General features: G+C 48.0%; 13 protein-coding genes. 9 read left to right on the top strand and 4 right to left on the bottom strand.

Going from position 1 to position 20,403, the window contains the following annotated elements:
• Positions 1-7 precede the first annotated feature (7 nt).
• The gene (locus tag FVR03_RS10340) at positions 8-1,069 is read right to left on the bottom strand and encodes a hypothetical protein (protein ID WP_147921671.1); all 1,062 of its coding nucleotides are present in this window, start codon (positions 1,067-1,069) and stop codon (positions 8-10) included.
• 431 nt (positions 1,070-1,500) lie between these two features.
• Here FVR03_RS10340 and FVR03_RS10335 point away from each other — a divergent pair, with 431 nt between their 5' ends.
• The 3 genes from FVR03_RS10335 (at position 1,501) to FVR03_RS10325 (ending at position 4,932) form a co-directional block, all read left to right on the top strand.
• A complete protein-coding gene (locus FVR03_RS10335) occupies positions 1,501-2,076 on the top strand; it encodes a DUF1579 family protein (RefSeq protein ID WP_147921670.1) in 576 nt (191 codons plus the stop codon).
• Positions 2,077-3,033: 957 nt separating this feature from the next.
• Positions 3,034-3,618, top strand: coding sequence for a hypothetical protein (locus FVR03_RS10330; RefSeq protein ID WP_147921669.1), 585 nt, complete (start codon positions 3,034-3,036; stop codon positions 3,616-3,618).
• A 741-nt stretch (positions 3,619-4,359) separates the two neighbouring features.
• Complete coding sequence (locus tag FVR03_RS10325) at positions 4,360-4,932, top strand: hypothetical protein (protein WP_147921668.1); 573 nt, start codon at positions 4,360-4,362, stop codon at positions 4,930-4,932.
• A 279-nt stretch (positions 4,933-5,211) separates the two neighbouring features.
• Here FVR03_RS10325 and FVR03_RS10320 read toward each other — a convergent pair whose 3' ends face one another.
• Positions 5,212-5,547: an MGMT family protein gene (locus FVR03_RS10320; protein ID WP_147921667.1), complete on the bottom strand. Its 336-nt coding sequence runs from the start codon at positions 5,545-5,547 to the stop codon at positions 5,212-5,214.
• A 282-nt stretch (positions 5,548-5,829) separates the two neighbouring features.
• On the opposite strand from FVR03_RS10320, the gene FVR03_RS10315 reads away from it, so the two are divergent.
• From FVR03_RS10315 to FVR03_RS10305, 3 genes are all read left to right on the top strand, one after another.
• Positions 5,830-6,915 (top strand): efflux RND transporter periplasmic adaptor subunit, encoded by a 1,086-nt coding sequence (locus FVR03_RS10315; protein ID WP_147921666.1) that lies wholly within the window; start codon positions 5,830-5,832, stop codon positions 6,913-6,915.
• A 234-nt stretch (positions 6,916-7,149) separates the two neighbouring features.
• On the top strand, positions 7,150-10,254 hold the full coding sequence (locus FVR03_RS10310; protein WP_147921665.1) for an efflux RND transporter permease subunit: 3,105 nt from the start codon (positions 7,150-7,152) through the stop codon (positions 10,252-10,254).
• Between the two features lie 207 nt (positions 10,255-10,461).
• The gene (locus tag FVR03_RS10305; RefSeq protein WP_255474160.1) at positions 10,462-11,754 is read left to right on the top strand and encodes a TolC family protein; all 1,293 of its coding nucleotides are present in this window, start codon (positions 10,462-10,464) and stop codon (positions 11,752-11,754) included.
• Between the two features lie 208 nt (positions 11,755-11,962).
• On the opposite strand, the gene FVR03_RS10300 is transcribed toward FVR03_RS10305, so the two are convergent.
• Both FVR03_RS10300 and FVR03_RS10295 read right to left on the bottom strand, forming a co-directional pair.
• Entirely contained in the window at positions 11,963-12,688 is a 726-nt protein-coding gene (locus FVR03_RS10300; protein ID WP_147921663.1) for a DUF4184 family protein, read from the bottom strand.
• A gap of 165 nt (positions 12,689-12,853) precedes the next feature.
• Complete coding sequence (locus FVR03_RS10295) at positions 12,854-13,600, bottom strand: DUF4184 family protein (protein WP_147921662.1); 747 nt, start codon at positions 13,598-13,600, stop codon at positions 12,854-12,856.
• 753 nt (positions 13,601-14,353) lie between these two features.
• Between FVR03_RS10295 and FVR03_RS10290 the strand changes: the two genes are divergently transcribed.
• From FVR03_RS10290 to FVR03_RS10280, 3 genes are all read left to right on the top strand, one after another.
• Positions 14,354-16,024, top strand: a complete 1,671-nt coding sequence (locus FVR03_RS10290; RefSeq protein WP_147921661.1) for a tetratricopeptide repeat protein — start codon at positions 14,354-14,356, stop codon at positions 16,022-16,024.
• A 228-nt stretch (positions 16,025-16,252) separates the two neighbouring features.
• Positions 16,253-17,392 (top strand): phytase, encoded by a 1,140-nt coding sequence (locus FVR03_RS10285; protein ID WP_147921660.1) that lies wholly within the window; start codon positions 16,253-16,255, stop codon positions 17,390-17,392.
• 185 nt (positions 17,393-17,577) lie between these two features.
• Entirely contained in the window at positions 17,578-20,367 is a 2,790-nt protein-coding gene (locus FVR03_RS10280) for a TonB-dependent receptor (RefSeq protein ID WP_147921659.1), read from the top strand.
• The last annotated feature ends 36 nt before the right edge of the window (positions 20,368-20,403 follow it).

Below are 20,403 nucleotides of genomic sequence, written 5' to 3'. Positions count from 1 at the left end.
GCGCAGCCTATATCTTAAACTTGCCGGAGGCGATACGGGCATCTCTGGTGAGAACGGTTTTGATGTTGAGCCGCACCAGATCGCCCATGCTGTTGCATTTCAGAAACTCATCGGTCTTATGATGCTTCGCCAGCTCCTTTTTTAGCTGCTCTACCTTTTCCGGGGTCGAAATGGTATCTACGCGCATGCAGTCTACAAGCTCTTTGAGGCGGTAGCGTACTGTTTTCATGCGCAGGCGGCGGTAGAGCAATGTGCGTTCCTCGCTACGGTACTGCTCAATGGCTTGCTTGTCGAGGAGGTTCACCACCAGGTCTACTACCCGGTTGTTATCTTTAAAGAACTGCGGCAGGTACATCGACTTGCGGCCTTCGTACGATTGCTGGTCAAAATCTATGGCGCGCACCCGGTACTGTTCTTCCTCAAAATCGGGGGTAATGTCTATTACATAGTTGTAGGCGCGCATATCGCCGAGCAGGCGCACAAAGCAGCGCTCGTTAAATTTCACGAACTCCTTGGCAATACGCACCTTGTTAGTGATAGGCCGTTTTAGGTAGTCGTTCATAAACACATCGCCCGGAATTCCGGCAATGTGCTCTTCAATCAGAGTATCAGCATTTACCAGGTAGTTAAGACGGCTCGGCGAGAGCAGGTGCTCCAGTTCCAGGCCGTATACCCGCGAGGCATCCGCGTGTTTCACATAAAAGTAATCGTAGTTGTCGTTGATCTGGTTCATGATCTGAATCCGGAACGGATGCGAGTTGCCGAAGGTACAATAGTCTATCCGCGACACCACCAGGTGCTCCATCACCGACATATCACCATCTGTTTTCAGTATGGCATAAATTACTTTCAGGCCCAGGTTCAGGTCCTTCTGCTCCTGTTGGTCATACATCACCGTTTCCCAGAGGGTGTCATTTCCTTTCTTATCATAATACGGAAAGGACTCTGAGAAATGGAGCAGGTCTTCGTAACGTATGGGCAGCTTCAGTTCCCGGTCATAGGCTTTCAGGTACTTGCGAAGGCGGTCTACAATGGGGTAGAACAGTTTCTTTTTAGAGATATCATTCACGGCAACAACTATTTTTTCTAAACCACTGGTACGGCAATGGCAGGCAAAAGGCCATGTGGGTACCTGCAGCGCCTACGGGGTTAAGATAGAGCATGCCATCTCTTTTTCATAATGATGTTTCTCATTATTTAACCAGAAGCACCTGCACGGGCAAAGCTACCGTGGCCCTGTTTGCCTGTAAATAAAGTGCTTTGCAGGCTAAGTATTCTGTAAGCACATCAAAATCAAGGAAAAACGATGCTCAGGTTGGTAGATTTTTATAGAGCCAGAAAAGTATTTTGTCTAGATAATATTGGGGTAGAGCTATGCCTTACGGGTGTTTGTATAAAACAAAATTTCAGTGTTGAATTTCGCTTTATACTTGTATCGTTATCTGATTGAAAAACAAGCAAATCGGTAACATCGCAACCATAACCTAAAAAAATAAAACCATGAAAAAATCAGTAATCTTCTTGCTCGCAGCCGTGCTGCTTACCTTTTCTGCCACAACTACTCAGGCACAAGCTCACATCTCTTACTCCGATGCCTCTTTTCTGCTTCAGAAAACGTTAGGCAAGTGGCAGGTAACCAAAGCCACCTGGAACCCAGAGTTAAAAGAAATGAACAAAATTAGTGGCAAGGCTATCTATAGCCCTTCTACCTCCGATGTTTCGGTGTACGAACAGGCTGAACTGATGCTGGCCGATGGCACCTCTGAAGCGGAGGAAGGCCACCTGCGCTATTCTAAGTCGCGCCATCAGTTTGAGTTCGTTAAAAAAGATGCTGCCACCGGCAAAGAGGTGCTGCTGTATACCGGCCACTGGTACCCAGAGTACAAAACAATTCTGCTGACCGCTGCTCAGGTTACCAAAGACAAAAATCAGAAACCTAACCAATGGCGTTATGTGTTCCAGGAGAATGGCACTTTCACTAAAATGGTGCACAAAGCCAACAAAGATGGAAACATGATCTTGATCAATCAATATAACTTTAAACCAGATATTGCTGCCACTGCCGGCATAAACTAGTCAAACCTTTACAAGAATCTGCTCGCAGGCTGCCTTTGCAGCAGGCGGGCAGGTTTTTTCTGCCAGAGCTGTCAAGGCCGGCTTACCGCATAACTCCCTGCTTTAGGCAAGACTTTTGCCTGCTCCTACTTCGCCGCCTTTCCAGCTATGATACAACATAACCGCTGCTGCACAAAGCAGCAGCATATTTCTTACCACTACCCATAACAACTGTTCTCTTCCACCATTTCTGAAGCACATTGTTATAGGCTATGCAGGTATATAAACCTGGTGATTCTACGTGGTAATTACAGCGTATACAGAGAGGTGAAAACCAGATGTTCAAACCCGAGAAAAGTTCGAGTTGATTTTGTTTAAATTCAAATAAAATATTGTAATCATCTTAAAATTTACTATATTTATATAGTTGATTCACAAATATTTAAGCTCAAAAAATAAATTAATTTAACTACGTAAGCCATTCACCCTGCATGGCATTACATTGCTTGCGGCGGTGTGGCTTGCATTATAAAAATCAGTGGCAAGTGCACCAACATATATTGGTTATCTGAGTTCTGAATAGAGGTGAACTCACGAGCAAAAACCCAAAGTTATTAGTCTTCCATTTTCCTCCACAACGGGTCTTCCTTTAAGACTGCACATTACACCGGCATATTGCTTTCCTACTATAACAGTATCAGTACCATTTCTCTCCTGCCAAAGCTGCTACAGTAGCTATTCAGTAAGCGGCATATCCTGGTTTACAAGCTTACCAGCCCTGGTTTCTTACCGATCCGGTATAGGCCTGCTCCCCTTCCTCTTCCGGTTTACAGATCGGTTATATCTCCCTGTGCCTACCTGAGCTTCTATAAGTAAGCCATGCTGCACACGCTGTTCAAAATGTAAACAGCTGGTGCCTCTTATCTTATTAGCGCTTCCTTTTGAAGCGCCTTCTCAAAATAGTAAACCATTACTTCTATGAAAAAAGTAAAAGAAATACTGCTAACAGCCATACTGTTAGCATGTACTGTGCTTGCCGTCCAGGCACAAACCTTACCCAGGTTATCTCATGCCGATGCCACTTATTTGCTGCAACGCTCCCTTGGCAGCTGGCAGGTAAGTGAATCGGTTTGGCAACCAACACAAAAATCGGTGATGACCTGCGCTGGCAAAGCAGTTTACAAAGCATCTGATAAAGATATTGCCGTGCACGAGCATTGCGAGATACAACTTCCCGATGGCGCCTCTGATGCACACGATGGTTATTTACGCTACTCCACCACCAATAACCAATTTGAGTTTGTGAAAGAAGAAGCTGCTACCGGCAAAGCAGTAAAATTGTTTACCGGCCACTGGTTCCCAGAGTTTAACACCTTGCTCATGTTTGAAGTAAGACCTAAAGGAACAAAGCTGTTCAAAAAATTCAGACCGCAACAATGGCGCTATGTGTTTCAAAACAACGGAACCTTCTCTAAACTGGTACACCAACCCGATGAGCATGGCAATATGCTACTCATGCACAAATCGAACTATACGCCTCTCCCGATAGCGGACGCAGAATAATGGTTTGGGAACTCCAGCAGGCGGCCTATGTTGCCTGCGCACCAGCCACCTTGCCAGTTGGCACAGTTCTAAACTGTAGCAGCCACTAAAGAAACCACGCGTATAGCAAAAGCCAGGTTATGAAACTCCCACAGACCCTTGACCTTTTTTTCTAAAAAATCCTTTTGGAGGCCATTTTCATTTAAATAATTTGACTTTTATTGCCTGAGATGGGTTCATGAGGAGCCATACAAAAACACCTCTCCTTATAGAAACAGGAGCTGCTTTTTGTGTGGCTCTTTTGTATCTGGCAATTTAGCCTTCAGCTTAGAACTCTCCTTTTCTGCTGTTTATGGCACTTATACCCCAGGCTGAAAATGCTTCAAAGCCATTCTTTGTTGCCAGGTATATCTGCACCAGAACCTGCCAAACAAGTTACATGTAACAAAGAGGCCACTCCCACACCCTACAATAACCTGATTATCAACAGCTAACATGTTGCTATTTTTATATTTTCTACTCTACAAAAGCCCAATTAATAAATTACTAATTAGCACCCCATAAAATTGCAATAAATTATAATAAGAGAGACTAAAGCAGCCATTAATTACAAAAATGATAAATATCATCTTTTTTCTGGCCCAATAATGACCAAAATCGCTGGTTTAAAAGCTCAATATGAACAAACGTTTGCTTACATTTATACCATTAATTAACCACAGCGCAAAAAACTATACTTATAAATTATATAAAATTTATACAATGAAAAAATCCCTTATTTTCGTGCTAGCAGCAGTGCTGTTAGCATGGACCGCCACAGCTGTTAAGGCGCAAACACCAGCTCAGCTTACTTCTTCAGATGCGGCTTTTCTGCTGCAAAAAACTGTTGGCAACTGGCTCGTAGTTCGGTCTACATGGCAACCGGAAACAAAACAAATGCTCAACACCCCAGGCAAAGGAATTTTCAGTCCTTCGGCAACAGATGTTTCGGTACACGAACAGTATGAATTTACAGGCGCAGATGGCACCATTCAGAAAGAAGAGGGCTATCTGAAGTTCTCTAAAAAGCGCAACCAATTTGAGTTCGTGAAACTAAACGACGCGACAGGAAAAGAAGTACTTTTGTTTACAGGCTCCTGGTACCCAGAATATAAAACCTTACTGCTAACAGCTGTTACACCGATAAAAAGCAGCCGTGCGCAGGCAGAACAGTGGCGCTATGTGTTTCAGGAAGATGGCACTTTCTCTAAAATAGTGCATCAGGCAGATAAAAAAGGAAATATGCAACTCACTTATCAGTACCAGTACACACCAACCAGAACTGCCGAACTTTAAATCTGTACCTGCATTCCTACCTTAAACGCATACAACCGCAGGTAGCTTAAAGTGGCAACATCTCTATTTGGGATTCGGACTTGTATTACTTTCTAATGTCAGGACACAAATATCAAGACGCAGGACAAAAGACTTTTTAATAAACCTGTTGAAACTGAAACGATAACATATATCGAATTCCGCTAATTTATACCGCAGTCTATAACACCAGCTACGTGTTAATACTCTTCTTAAAAGCCTTTAGGTAAAAACAAACCTAAAGGCTTTTTTAAATTATGGTTACAACAATTCTGTAGCCGGGTCCCAGAAACGTTTCTTAAAATCGACCACCTGATCGTTTTGTACCTGCACCCCCTCCTGCTCCAGCCGCTCCTGCATGGCATCAGGGTGCTCAAAATGCTGCTTGCCCGTAAGCTGTCCGTTGCGGTTAACTACCCGGTGAGCCGGAATAGCCGCAAAAGGTTGTGAACTAATAAGTGCCCAGCCAACCATACGGGCCGATCCTTTTGTACCTAAATAAGCCGCAATAGCGCCATAAGAAGTTACCCTCCCCTCCGGAATCAGCTTCACCACTTCGTACACATTTTGAAAAAAATTCTCTTTCTCTGCTTTCATAAGCACCTCAAAAATAAATTTTCATCTAAATTAAACCCGATGCTATTTGTTTTGTCTAATACCCGAAACAAATAATGTGAGACTTTAGCTCTTCGCCCTTGTAAGTTTACTGCACCTTTAAGAACTTTACAACTAAGCTTAGGGTTAATAAAGGAGCACCTCATTAATGTTTAAACGCCAAGACAGATTTTCACATCTGTTTTTTTGCGTTTGCCACCCATGCAACCAGTATAACTTTGAAAGACAAATACCTCATAGCGCACCTTGGTGCAACAACCATACATGAACAAACCTGTTAAACTCGTACTCCTATTAGTGGCCATTGCGGCAGTTTCTTATCTGCTCGTAACCAAAGTATTTTCAGATAATGGCGAGGCAAAAAAAGACGGGCCGGCTGGTGGCCCAATGGCCAAGCTAGTAACAGTCGATTTGTTTGTTGTATCTCCCTTGGCTTTTCAGAATAAAATAACCTCTACCGGCACAGTGCTGCCAAACGAAGAGGTGGAGCTTACAAGCGAAATTGCCGGCAGGGTTACGGGCATTAACTTTAACGAAGGTACGCGGGTTAAAAAAGGTCAACTTCTCCTGACTGTAAACGTTCAGGAACTGCAGGCACAACTCACTAAGCTTAAGTCGAACCAGAAGCTGTTCCGCGACATGGAAGAACGCCAGCGCACCCTCCTGGAGAAAGAATACATTAGCCGGCAGGAGTACGACCAGGTAAGTAACCAACTGGCCACTGCCACTGCCGACATACAGGCCCTGCAGGCTACCCTCGACAAAGCTTACCTGCGCGCTCCCTTCGATGGTATTGTTGGCATGCGCCAAATTAGTGAAGGAAGCTACGTGTCGGCTAATACCCCCATTGCCCGTGTAGTCGATATAAGCCCGGTAAAAATTGAGTTTGCAGTACCAGGCCGCTATAGCCAGTTACTGAAGGAGGGCGATCAGATAATTTTCACCTCTGAAGGAAGTGCCGAACGATATGAGGCTAAGATCTACGCCCTTGCCCCAAGCATAGATGCCGCTACCCGCACGCTCTTAGTTAGAGCACTTTACGACAACAAACAGGAGGAAGTAAGACCAGGAGCATTTGTGAAGGTCGAAATTTCTTTAAAAGATGTAGATGAGGCTATTTTGCTGCCTACCGAAGCCATAATACCAGAGGCAACCGGCCACAAAGTATTTTTAGCAAAATCGGGAAAAGCCGTTCCGAAGATGGTGAAGATAGGGCAGCGATCTGAAACGCTAATACAGATAATAGAAGGTATTGAGCCCGGCGACACCATCGTACGGTCAGGTATTCTGCAGGTAAGGCCTGGCTCCACCCTGAAAGTCCGGAACATAAGCGCCTCGACCGACAAGTAAAAAAAAGGCTGGTTCAAAGCACATCAGCCCCAGGCACCTGTGTCTGTTGTTAAAACAATAGTCGTATGAAGGTGTTACTCTTACTACAACTGGCACCCCGGCTCCTTCAGGCTGAACAGAAGGAATATGAAAACAACAACATACGTATTTGCCTGGCAGTTGCTTGCTTACACCCGCACGCACCTGCCACCAGATCAAACAATCGGAGCTGCTCTTCGGTATTAACTTTAATGCATGGCAAGTTTATCTAACATAAGTATCAAGCGCCCGGTGCTGGCAATTGTAATGAGCATCACGATTATGGTGTTCGGTTTTATTGGCATTAATTACCTGGGTGTTCGCGAGTACCCCAGCGTAGACCCGCCCATTGTAAACGTACGCACTACCTACACCGGTGCCAACGCCGAAACCATCGAGTCGGAGATTACGGAACCCCTCGAAGAATCTATAAACGGCATTGCCGGCATCAGAACGCTTACCTCTTCCAGCAGCGACGGCAACTCTAACATTACTGTAGAGTTTAACCTGAGCGTAGACATGGAGGCAGCCGCCAACGATGTGCGCGACCGTGTAGCCAGAGCACAACGCCGATTACCTGAAGACGCTGAACCCCCTACCATCGCAAAAGCCGATGCAGACGCTAACCCGATTCTGTTTCTGGGCATCAGAAGCGAATCGCGATCTTTGCTGGATCTTTCTGATATCGGGGCCAATGTGTTTAAGGAGCAGCTACAAACTATTCCGGGTGTCAGCGAAATTATGATCTGGGGCGACAAACGCTACTCGATGCGCCTCTGGATGGACCCCGACAAACTCTCTGCGCTGCAGATTACTCCTATAGAAGTACAGAATGCCCTGACCCGCCAGAACGTGGAATTACCTTCAGGAAGCATAGAAGGCGCCACCACAGAGCTTTCTGTCCGGACCATGGGCCGCATCTCTACCATTGAGGAGTTTAACAACCTGGTGGTAAGGCAGGATGCCGACCGCCTGATCAGGTTCCAGGACATTGGCTATGCCCAGTTAGCGCCCGAAAACGAGAAAACAGTTCTGCGGTTCAACGGCATCCCGATGATAGGGGTCGTACTGGTGCCCCAGCCAGGATCTAACCAGGTAGAAATAGCCGACGAATTCTACAGGCGCCTGGAGTATATTAAAAAGGACCTGCCTGAAGACCTGGAGCTTACCATCGGTTTCGATAACTCACAGTACATAAAAGCTTCTATTGCAGAAGTAAAGGAGACTATTTTTGTTGCCTTCGGCCTGGTGGTAGTCATCATTTTCCTGTTCCTGCGCGATTGGCGCTCTACCCTCATTCCGGTTGTTGCCATACCAGTATCGCTTATCGGCTCCTTCTTTATTATGTACCTGATGGATTTTTCCATAAACGTACTCACATTACTGGGGATAGTACTGGCAATTGGCCTGGTGGTAGACGATGCCATTGTTATGCTGGAGAACATTTATACCCGGATAGAAAACGGGGAACAGCCCATGAAGGCGGCCAAGAAAGGATCTGCTGAAATCTATTTTGCTATTATCTCTACCACCGTGGCACTGGCAGCTGTATTTATGCCGGTAGCTTTTCTGGAAGATACCACAGGCCGGCTTTTCCGTGAGTTTGGTATTGTAGTAGCTGGTTCTGTTATTATCTCGTCGTTTGTATCGTTAACACTTACGCCCATGATGTCGTCGCGGATACTCAAGCACCGCGACAAGCCAAATTGGTTCTACCGAAAAACAGAGCCGTTTTTCGCATCGTTAACCGATGGCTACCGCAGGAGCCTGGAGAGTTTCATGAAAGTACGCTGGATGGCCTTTATCCTGATCATTGTTTCTGTGGGTACCATTTGGTGGCAACTGGGAACGCTGCAGTCGGAACTAACGCCAGACGAAGACAGAAACGGCCTGCGCATAAATGCAACCGGCCCCGAAGGAGCTTCTTTTGAGTTTATGGACCAGTACATGAATGAGCTTACCTCGCTCGTAAACGACTCTGTTGGTGGTATTGCCAGCATTACCTCCATGACTAGGAACTCCAATTCTGGCTTTATAAGATTACGTTTAAAAGAACCGAAAGACCGCGATAAGTCGCAACAGCAAATTGTAGACGAACTTCCGTCTCTTATAAACCAGATACCCGGTGCCCGTGCATTTGCATCCGGCGACAAAGGTCTGGGTGGAGGTCGTGGTGCCGGCCAGCCTGTTCAGTTTGTGGTGCAGTCGCAGAACATGGAGAAACTGCGCGAGATGATACCACCCTTCCTGGAAGCAGCCCAGCAAGACCCGACTTTTAACTTTGTAGATGTAGACCTTAAATTTAACAAGCCGGAACTGCGGGTAGAGATAGACCGCGAAAAAGCTACCACCTTAGGTGTAAGTGTGCGAGATGTGGCACAAACCATGCAACTAGGCCTGAGTGGCCAGCGCTTTGGCTATTTTGTACGTGGTGGCAAGCAGTACCAGATTCTGGGTCAGGTAGCACGTGAAAACCGAAGCGAGCCGCTCGACCTGCGCAGCCTCTACGTTAAAAATAGCAACGGTGAACTCATTCAGCTCGACAACCTGATCGAACTGAAAGAGGAAAGCTCCTCACCGCAAGTTTACCGCTTTAACCGCTTTGCCTCTGCTACTTTTAGTGCCTCGCTGGCCAAAGGCAAAACTATAGGCGATGGCGTGGAAGCCATGGAGCGTATTGCAGCCGAAGTGCTGGACGATACCTACCAGACCACCCTAGCAGGCCAATCAAGAGATTTCTCCGAAAGCTCCGGCAGCTTAATGTTTGCCTTTATTTTAGCCCTGGGTCTGATTTATCTGGCTTTATCGGCACAGTTCGAGAGTTTCCGCGACCCGGTTATAATCATGTTTACCGTTCCTCTTGCCCTGGGAGGCGCATTGTTCAGCCTTTGGTTCTTTAACGAAACCATGAACATCTTCAGCCAGATAGGCATGATTATGCTTGTCGGGCTGGTAACCAAAAACGGTATTCTGCTGGTGGAGTTCGCCAACCAACGCAAGCAGGAAGGCCTATCGAAGCTAGATGCTGCCGTAGACTCCGCTGTTTCGCGTTTCCGCCCAATTCTCATGACCAGCCTTTCCACCATTTTAGGTACCTTGCCTATTGCGCTGGCCTTGGGTGCAGGCTCCGAAAGCAGGGCTTCTATGGGGATTGCCGTGGTAGGTGGTCTAATTTTCTCAACCGGCCTGACCTTGTATATTATTCCGGCCATCTACTCTTACTTCTCTAATGCCACCGTTAAACCAGTAGAAGAAGATGAGGAAGAAGAAATAAAACCTAAAAAAGTTAAATTGGCGAAAGCTGCCACTCCTGTAGCCTAAAAAGCACCCAGTAACGCAACCTTCGAAACCTGAACTACCAACCAGAGCAGGTTTCAGAAGGTGGTAAATCATGCACATTGCCAGCATGTTGTGCCTTGTGTCTTATTCATTCAATTAGTAAATTATTTATTCTTCCGTTAGAGATACGTTTATTTGATGTCACTTCTAAAAACTACTGCGTTCATCCTTCTAGGAATAGCGTCCTTCATGCCAGGCCTCACGCAGGCGCAGGAGAAACTAACCCTGGAACAAGCCATACAGTTTGGCCTGCAGCATAACTATGATATTAGGATTGTATCGAAAGAGCAGACGATTGCCGAGAACAACGTAACCTTAGGAAACGCCGGGTTTCTGCCTGCCCTTGATGCCCGTTATACCCGCGACTTCTCCAGGAACGACCTCCGTAACCAGTTCGAGAACAACGAACCCCGCATCGTAGACAACTCCACCACCAGGGCCTCTAACGCAAGCATGCTCCTGAACTGGACCATTTTTGATGGAGGCCGCATGTTTATTAACCATAATCGCTTAAAGGCCTTGGAACGATCTGGTGCCTTTTTCACCAAAGCAACCATTGAGACAACTCTGGCTAACATTATTATAGCCTACCATGAGGTGGTGCGGCAGGCGCGCAAAATCAATTCTATAGAAGATGCTATTGCCATTTCTGAGCAACGCGTTAACATTACACAAGAGCAGTATAATGTAGGTGTAAGCGCCAAAGTAGAAATTTTACGTGCCCAGGTAGACTATAACGCCGACCGTGCCGAACTGCTGCGGCAACTGGAACTTCTGCAGACCTCCAAAATTACGCTGAACCAACTTTTAGGTCGTGATCCTAACATCGATTTCATGGTAGATGACATAATTGAAGTAAGTAACGATTTCAGGCTGGCATCAGTTAACAACCAATTGCTGTCATCTAACCCGAACTTGCAACGCCTGCGCATTAACCGCGACATTGCACTTTACGACCTGCGCTCCACCAGGGCCATGCGTCTGCCCATGATTGGCCTATCGAGTGCGTATGGCCTGAACCGGCAATTACAAGACCCCGTAATTTTTGGTAACACCGTGGGCACCAACGAAAGCCGGCGACAGGGCTTTAACTATGGTTTAACGATTAGCATGCCAATTTTTAACGGGCTTGAAATTAACCGGCAGGTACAGAACTCCCGCATTGCCGTAGAGGCAAACTCACTGGCGCTTCAACGGGAGCAAAACGCTTTGCAGTCAGATATGTCGCGTGCATTTACCCGTTACCAGAACAGGCTGCAGCTACTGGAACTGGAAGAATCTAATCTGGTACTGGCAAAGCAAAACGCTGAAATCGCCCTCGAACGGTACCGGTTGGGTTTACTGACCGCCATAGAGCTCCGCGAAGCACAGAGAAACCAGTTGGTAGCCGAAACCAGGCTCATCGATATCCAGTTTGAGGCAAAAGCTTCTGAAACAGAACTGAAACGCATTGGCAGCACCTTATTAGATGAAGTAGATTAAAAAGCTGCTCCTGCTCAAATTATTCAAATGAAAAAGGCCTCCCAAAGGCCTTTTTCATTTTTTAGCTCAAGGGTCCGGGATGTAAGAAGTACCATTCTTTATGAGCTGGCAGAATTCAGAGTCCTGGTACAAGGGCTAGGCGCACTGTTGTTTACATACTGCTGACTTGGCTTGGTTAAACGAAAGCCTGAAACACATAAACCACCTACTACGCAAATTTTCGGAGCAAAGGCGTCAGCACCAGGCTTAGCAGAAATGCCAGCATAACGGTTAGCGCAACCTCAAATCTCCTGTCGGGTGCGTACAGCATTACCCTCGCCACCACCAGTGCCAGTGTTACCAGTAGCACCAGGAGCCAATAGGGCAGCAGGTGCTGCACGCGTTTCGGAACAAGCGCAACCGGCAAGCGAAGAACAGCATAGGCAATGCCTAACATCCCCAACACTGAGCTTATGACCTGCAGCGAGAGGTAAACCGGCAGCACCACACCAGCCAACACCACTGTATTGTTCAGTTCAGGCAGAAATGCATTCCTAAAATAGCCGCCATCATGGGTAAGGCCATCCCAGAAAAGATGGGAAAAAGCTCCAACCAAAATAGAAGAGAGAACCAGCAGGTAATTTTTTCTGAAATAAGAGATCCACTCCAGGTTCTTATAAGAGTAAAAACGACTGCGCAAAAAATCGGGCAAGTTCTCGATAAGTGCATTACGAACAAGCAAATGGTAAACAAAGGAAAGCACCAGTGCCACAGGCAGGCTAAACAGGAAAACACCTGCAAGGCTATGGCTAAATTCGTTGGAGAATTTCATGGTCAGAAATTTCTCAAAATCTGGCGCAATACTTCCCATTACCAAACCCGAGAGTGAAGTCCACCTTCTGGCGACTGCATGCAGAGGAAGAACAATGGCTGGATGCGAAAATGTGAACGGCATAGAAAGCAGAATAAAAAGGCAAGCGTTCAAAAAATTGTGCTATAACAGCATACAAAACCTTTTTCTTCTGTTTGAGCAGAAGAGTTGGATGGTGGTATCCCGACAGGTTTTGTGGCAGTTTACAGCACACTATCTGTTACACCTTGTCGGTTTTGCAAGGCACTGCTACGCCTTCCGAAAAAGATGAATTCGCTTGCCTGCTTGCCAGAAGGAAGCGATAACAATGCCGAGCAGAAAAGCTGCGATCGTGGTAAAAATGAAATCCATTACGTGCGTCATCTCTACCCAAAACCTTACCGCCATAGCCAACGCCATTACACACAGCACCAGGAGCCAGTAGAGCCACGGCGAAAAACTACGGCGCTCTGGCAGTTCAGAAACAGGCAAACGGTACATAAAGAACAAGATGTAAAGCAAACCTACCAACGAACTTATAAGCTGCAGCACCAGGTACACCGGCATTCTAAAGCCCCAGTAAACGTGTTTTTGTTTCAGTAGCGGCACCATATCGGCCACGAAACTATGCTTGTGCGTAAAGGCATCCCAGAGCAGGTGCGTTAGTGCCCCCAAAATAATGGAAACCACCACACTTTTGTAATGCCTGTTAAAATGTACTACCCAATCGAAGCGTTTATAGCGGCTCAGGCGGCTTCGCAGTATATTGGGCAAACTCTCAATCAGGGGGTTGCGAACCACCTCATGGAAAAGCAGTGCTATTAAAATTGAAATCGGGAGGTTAAACCACAGAATGCCTAACAAGGTATGGCTATAGGTATTGCCTTGCCCCATCTTCAGAAACTTCTCGAAATCGGGAGCCATACTGCCAATAACTAAACCGGTTAACGAAAACCAACCTCGGCCAAACCGGCAAAACGGTAACACAATAGCAGGGTGAGAAAAAGTAAAAGGCATGCGTTTTTATTATTGATGGCTATGCTGCACTCCTGGCAAACATACTTCTCCGGAGCTATAAAGTTACTACTTCTACCAGTATACCCTTCCCTTCCCGATGCAAAAAATCGAAATACAACCACATTAGAGCTTACATACCCTTGACACCAAACATCAAATTTTTCTTCGGAAGGCCATTTTCATTAGCATAATTAGCTGGTTCCGCAATACTAGGAACCAATAATCAGGAGCAACTCACAGGAAGTAATGCTTGTGCCGATCTCTAACCGATGCCACGTCTCAGCGACTTCCTGCTTTATTCGCGCCAGGGAAACCTCAATTATTTCAATGAAATTGGCCTTCCAAAGGTTTTAGCTCCATTTTTAGTCAAGGGTTGCAGCGCGCTTTATACAGCAATTTACTTACAAGAGAAGTTGGGTACTTCGCATTGCAGCTCCGTGTACTGCCCCCAAGCTGCGTACTTGATAAAGTATAAGCCATTTATTCACCACATGATATGCTCTCCGGAGACAAAGACGAAAAAGTACTTCCTATTGGCCTTCAACACGCTATCATTCAAAACAATCTTCTATCCTGAGTCCAGCGTCTTGTGTCCTGCAACAGGTGGCAGTGCAATTCCACTATCAGATAGGGTAAGACGGAGACTATTAGAGATGGTTTGTAATGATTTAAATACCACAACAATTTCTTAACATTTACTTAACACGTAGCTGTTACCTTGGTCTGCTTCACCCAGTAGAGAGACTAGTACACATGCCTACCCTTTTCAGATGCTGCCTGGCGGCCTGCCTGCTGCTATGTTTTTTCTGGCAGCCAGCCAATGCCCGCGACTCCGTTACCATCTCCTCCCCAGAAAGTACAGAACAAGTAAACCACCTGACACAGCTGGCGAACCGGCTGTACTCCAGCCACCCCGATTCGGCCTATGCGCTGGCACACCAAGCCCTGCAACTGGCCGATAAACTGGAGTACGAACTGGGGCAGGCAAACAGTCACCAGCTTATCGGGCGGCTGCTGTACCACCAGGGGGTGTACAACCAGTCGCTGCAGAACCTGCTCCAGGCCGAGAAAATATACCTGCAGCTACAGCACCAGGATCGGCTGGGCGAAAACCTGAACTACCAGGGCCTGGTGTACTACGCCATCCGGCAGCCGGATCTCTCGCTTAAGCATCACCAGGAGGCGCTGGCGCTCTACGAAAAGCAGCAGGACCAGAAAGGCATAGCTTACTCCTACGGCAGCATTGGGCGCTTGTATGAGAAACGGCAGCAATACGCACTTGCCCTGGAGTACCAGCAGCGCGCGCTGCAACTCTACGAGCAGTTGCAGGACAAACCCGGCACCGCCACCATTCTCGAAAACATAGGCAGCATTTTAGAAGACAAGGAAGAGTTTGAACAGGCGCTGCAGTACTTTAGTCGTTCGGTAGCTTTAAGTAAGGCAGCCGGTGATAGCCTGGCCATGATCGTGGGCCTGAACAACATCGGCGACATTTACCGCAAAACCGGCCGCTACAGCCATTCCATCGAAACCACGCAGCACGCGCTGGAGCTGGCCACCCGCCTCAGCGACCGCTACCAGATCAGCAGTGCCCACAAAGACCTGAGCCAGGTCTACAGCTTGCTTGGCAATTACAAAGCCGCTTACGAACACCTCGATATATTTCGTCGCCAACACAACGAGCTTTACAACCAGGAAACTACCCAACAAATCGCGCTGCTGCAGTCGTTGTTCAACGTGGAGCAGCAGAACAATGCCATCCAGATGCTGGAGAAACAGCAACAGCTCAACAACCTTGTAAAAATTGCGCTGGCAGCTGGTCTGCTCTTGCTGGTGTTGCTGGGTTTTGTGGTTTTTAGCAGGCAGCGGCTAAAGATACGGCAGAACAAAGAGGCTATGGCACAGCAGGAGCAGATGCATGCTGCCCAACGCAAGCTAATGGAGGCCGAGCTTGAAAACACCCAACTCCGCGAAAAGCAACTGCAACACGACCTCCAGGCGCAGGTAAAGTCACTTACGGCCCACACGCTCCACATTATCGGTAAAAACCAGACGCTCGACGAGCTGAAGACAAAACTGAACGAGGCGCTGCAGGACGACCAGAAGGCGCAACGACGAAAATTCAAAAGCCTGATAAACCAGATAGACTATAGCCAGGTGCAGGACAGGGAGTGGAAAGATTTCAGGGGAACCTTTGAGCAGGTACACCAGGACTTTTTCGACAAGCTGCACCTGCACGCCCGCGACCTGACTTCCTCCGAAACCCGCCTCGCCTCTCTTATCCGGCTCAACTTACCGTCTAAAGAAGTAGCTACTATACTCGGCATATCGCAAGACAGCCTGCGTGTGGCGCGTTACCGCCTTAAAAAAAAGCTGCTCCTGCAGCAGGAAGAAAGTCTCAGCAGTTTTATCCTTAACCTTTGAGTAGTAATAAGATAATACACACTTAACATTTTACATATAGCTGTATTTCAATGGTTTAAACATAAATTCAGACTTTTTGTTGCTGTTCTGTTAACGCGCACATAACCTGTTGTTGCCTTTTTGTATACGCTCCCTGCTTGCTATCGCCTCTCCTGCCGCCCTAGTTTTGTCTTGTCGTTGGCGCTCTCACAAACCAAGTCCACCGATAACAAGCCATCACTAAAAATCATGAAAAACTTAAAGACTATTTTACCGCTTGCCGCACTTTTCTCCGTCACCGCCTGCAGCCAGCCCGGCTCCAGCCAAAGCGAAACCAGCCAGGCTGCTACGGCTACCACAGCCATGGCAGTAGTAAAGCCAGTGGTGGTAACCGACACCGTGAGGCACGACACCGACGATCCTGCCATCTGGATTAACGCCGCCAACCCATCTGAAAGCCTGGTATTAGGAACTGATAAAAACGAAGACGGTGCGCTGTATGTGTTCGATCTGGAAGGCAAAATAATAAAAGACAAAGTAGTACGTGGCCTGAAGCGCCCCAATAACGTGGATGTAGCCTACGGCTTTATGCTGAACGGCCAACCAGTAGACATAGCGGTAGTAACAGAACGCATGACGCACAAGCTCCGCATTTTTACGCTGCCCGACATGCGCCCCATCGACAATGGTGGCATAGAAGTGTATGAAGGAGAAACAGACGCAGAGTTCCGCGACCTGATGGGTATTGCCATGTACACAACTGCAGCAGGAGAAATACATGCCATAGCAGGCCGCAAAACCGGCCCCACCGATGGCACTTACCTGTGGCAATACCGCCTGGAAGATAATGGCCAGGGTGCAATAAAAGCTACCGTAGTCCGGAAATTCGGCCAGTACAGCGGCCAGAAAGAAATAGAAGCCATAGCCGTAGATAACGAACTGGGCTACATTTACTACTCCGACGAAGGCATTGGCGTGCGCAAATACTACGCTGATCCGGCCAAAGGCAACAACGAGTTGGCCCTCTTCGCTACCACCGGCTTTGGCAAAGACCACGAAGGCATCTCTATTTACAAGATAGACGACGGCACGGGCTACATCCTGGTATCAGACCAGGGTAACAACCGGTTCCATGTATTTCCTAGAGAAGGCGCAGCTGATAACCCGCACCAGCACAACCTGCTGAAGATGGTAAATACCTCTACCCTCGATAGCGATGGCTCCGATGTAACCAGCGTCTCCCTGGATGGAAAGTTCAGGAACGGACTTTTTGTAGCCATGTCAACCGATAAAACCTTTCAGTACTACCGCTGGGAAGACATAGCAGGAAAAGACCTGAAAGTTGCCACAAACGGCGAATCCAGTTCTCTGGCGAAATCGAAATTTTGATTGAATGCATGAGTGGATGAAAGAATAGAACTTTGATTGATTGGATGAGAGAGTGAGAGAATAGCAAGCAATTATTTGAATAGAAAACCTGCTTTTGGATCATAATCTATTTAAACCCTTTTCATTCAGACATTATCAGCATCCACTCATTTAAAATTCAAAGCTATTCACTCATTAAAGGGCAGATGAAATATTTAATTAACTACAGTCTTGCAACCACCTTGCTGCTTGTGCTGAGCAGTGCAGCGGTGGCGGCTACTGTAAAGGGAAAGGTGCAGGACGCGCAACGGGAGCCGCTAATCGGGGCAAATGTGGTGGTACTGAACAGCAACAAAGTCGCTCCGGTGGGCCTCGATGGTTCGTACCAGCTCTCCGACCTGCAGCCGGGGACCTACACCTTATCGGTAGCTTATGTAGGTTACCAGACCCTGACGAAAGTGGTAACGATAAGCGAGCAGCACGAAAACCAAACGCTGAACCTGACGCTGGAGCAGACTCAGAATGAACTGAGCGAGGTAGTGGTAACGGCGCAGGCACTACGCGGCACCGAAACCGAGGCACGGCAGCTGGAGCGGTTATCATCTAACACCATAAATGTGGTGTCGGCCAAAGCCATTGCCTTGTCACCAGATGTGTCGGTGGCGAATGTGGTGCAGCGGGTATCGGGTTTAACAGTAGAGCGTAACAGCAACGGCGACCCGCAATATGCCATCGTGCGCGGCATGGACAAACGCTACAGCTACACCCTTGTAAACGGCATTAAAATACCGAGTCCCGATAATAACAACCGCTACGTGCCCCTCGATATTTTTCCGGCTGCCCTGCTCGACAGGCTGGAGGTGTACAAAAGCCTTACGGCTGACCGCGAAGGCGATGCCATAGCCGGTGGTGTAAACATGGTAATGAAAAGTGCACCTGCTTACCGCGAACTGAAGGCAGACCTACAAGTAGGCTACAATTACATTAACCTGCAGGAAGGTTTCAACCAGTTTAACACACGTGTTATTAAATCAGAGTCGCCAAAGGAACTTTACGGAGCAGGTTACCAGGCGCAGGTGGGCGACTTCACCCGCAAAAACCTGGAGGTAGAAAACGTGAAACCCCTGCCCGATGTACTGGGAGCCATCTCCTACGGTAACCGCTACTTCGGCAATAAACTGGGCCTGATGCTGGGCAGCAGCTTTCAGAACACCTACCGTGGCAGCAAAAGTATTTGGTTCGATGCCGAAACCGAGCGATTCGGCACTAACCAGCCGGCGCTACGGGAATTGCAGGAGCGACATTACTCCACGCAGCAGATCCGTTTCGCGAACCACGGCCGCCTCGACTACCGCTTCAGCCCCAAACATAGCCTGAACCTGTACACCGGCTACTATAACCTAAGCAACAACGAGGCCCGCGAAATAAAAACCACCATGATGGATGGCCGCAACTACAACCCTGCTGCCGGCAACGCTATTCTTTCTTACAGCACCCGCACCCGTGCCACCCACCAGTACATTTTAAACACGACCCTGCAAGGCGAGCACCAGCTGCTTACCCCTCTCCTGCTCGACTGGTCGGCGGTTTACTCCGATGCCGGCAGCCAACGCCCCGACAATGCCCGTTTCAGCCGTAATGGCGAGCTACGCGATTTTGTGGAGCAACCAACCAACGTAGAGCGCCGCAGCCCCCGGCAATGGGAGCGCAACGCTGACAAAGACCTAAGCGGCTACCTGAACCTGCAACTGAAGCCAGCCAACTGGAATGGCAGCCTCGTAAAAGCAGGCGGCATGTACCGCAGCAAAGAGCGCGACAACTACTTTAACCGCTACCGCTTCGACCCAAACCCAGGGCGGCAGGTGCAGGGAGAACACTGGAACACGTTTTCGGATGTGCAATGGGATCTGGTAAACCCCGCAGGCAGCGATAATAACGAACTTAATTACAAAGCCACCGAAAATATTCTGGCCTACTACGCACTGAGCCAGTTTAATCTGTCGAACCTCGCTATAAATACCGGCCTGCGGGTTGAGCACACCCTACAGGGCTATACCCTGAAAACACCAAAAGAAAACCAGACACCTGATAGCAGCCAGACCTACACCGACCTGCTGCCAAGCCTCAGCCTGAAGTACAGGCCCAACGAGGTTATGAACCTACGCTTTAACTATTACAAAGCCATTTCGCGCCCAGGTTTCTTTGAAGTGGTGCCTTATGTAATGGAAGAAGATGGCTATAACGAAGTAGGTAACGCAAACCTGAAACGGGTGCGCTCCGACAACTTCGACTTCCGCTGGGAATTTTTCCCGACTGCCGTGGACCAGCTACTGGCAGGAGCCTTTTACAAGCACATACAAGACCCCATTGAGTATGCGGTGGTGCGGGAAGGCGTTAACAACGAACCTGTAATTAAACCCGGCAACTACGGTACCGCCACCAACCTGGGCCTGGAACTCGATTTCTGCAAATACTTTAACCGCATTGGCCTGAAAGGAAACTACACCTACACCTACTCCCGCATTACCACCACCAAAGCCCTCCGTACCCGCGAAAACCCGGAGGACCCGACCAGCCAGCTAACGGTGATAAACGTGGAGCAGAACCGGCCGCTGCAGGGGCAGGCAACCCATATCGGAAACCTCTCGCTGCTCTACAGAGACCAACAGCACGGCCTCGACGCGCAACTTGCGTTCGTGTACACCGGTGAGCGCCTCGAAACCATTTCTCCCTTCCTCGACAACGACATGTACGCCCGCCCCATTACACAGGTGGACCTATCGGTAGAGAAGCGGATTTCGCCGAAAGCGGAGGTATTTGTAAAAGCCATGAATTTGCTGAACTCGCCTTACGAGGTGTACATTAAAAAGCCGGTGTACCAGGAAGAAGGCAACACCATTGCCTACCCGCACCAAAACAAAATGAACAGCCAGACCCTCATACGCCGCGATGAATATTTTCAGTCGGTGAGAGTTGGGGTACGCGTGAACTTCTAAAGAAGCCAAAGCAGACCTCGCAGCGTCTACAAGACC

Origin of the sequence: Pontibacter qinzhouensis, from assembly GCF_008017455.1 — a bacterium.
Taxonomy (GTDB): Bacteria; Bacteroidota; Bacteroidia; order Cytophagales; family Hymenobacteraceae; genus Pontibacter; species Pontibacter qinzhouensis.
This window is presented reverse-complemented; position numbering and strand designations above follow the sequence as displayed.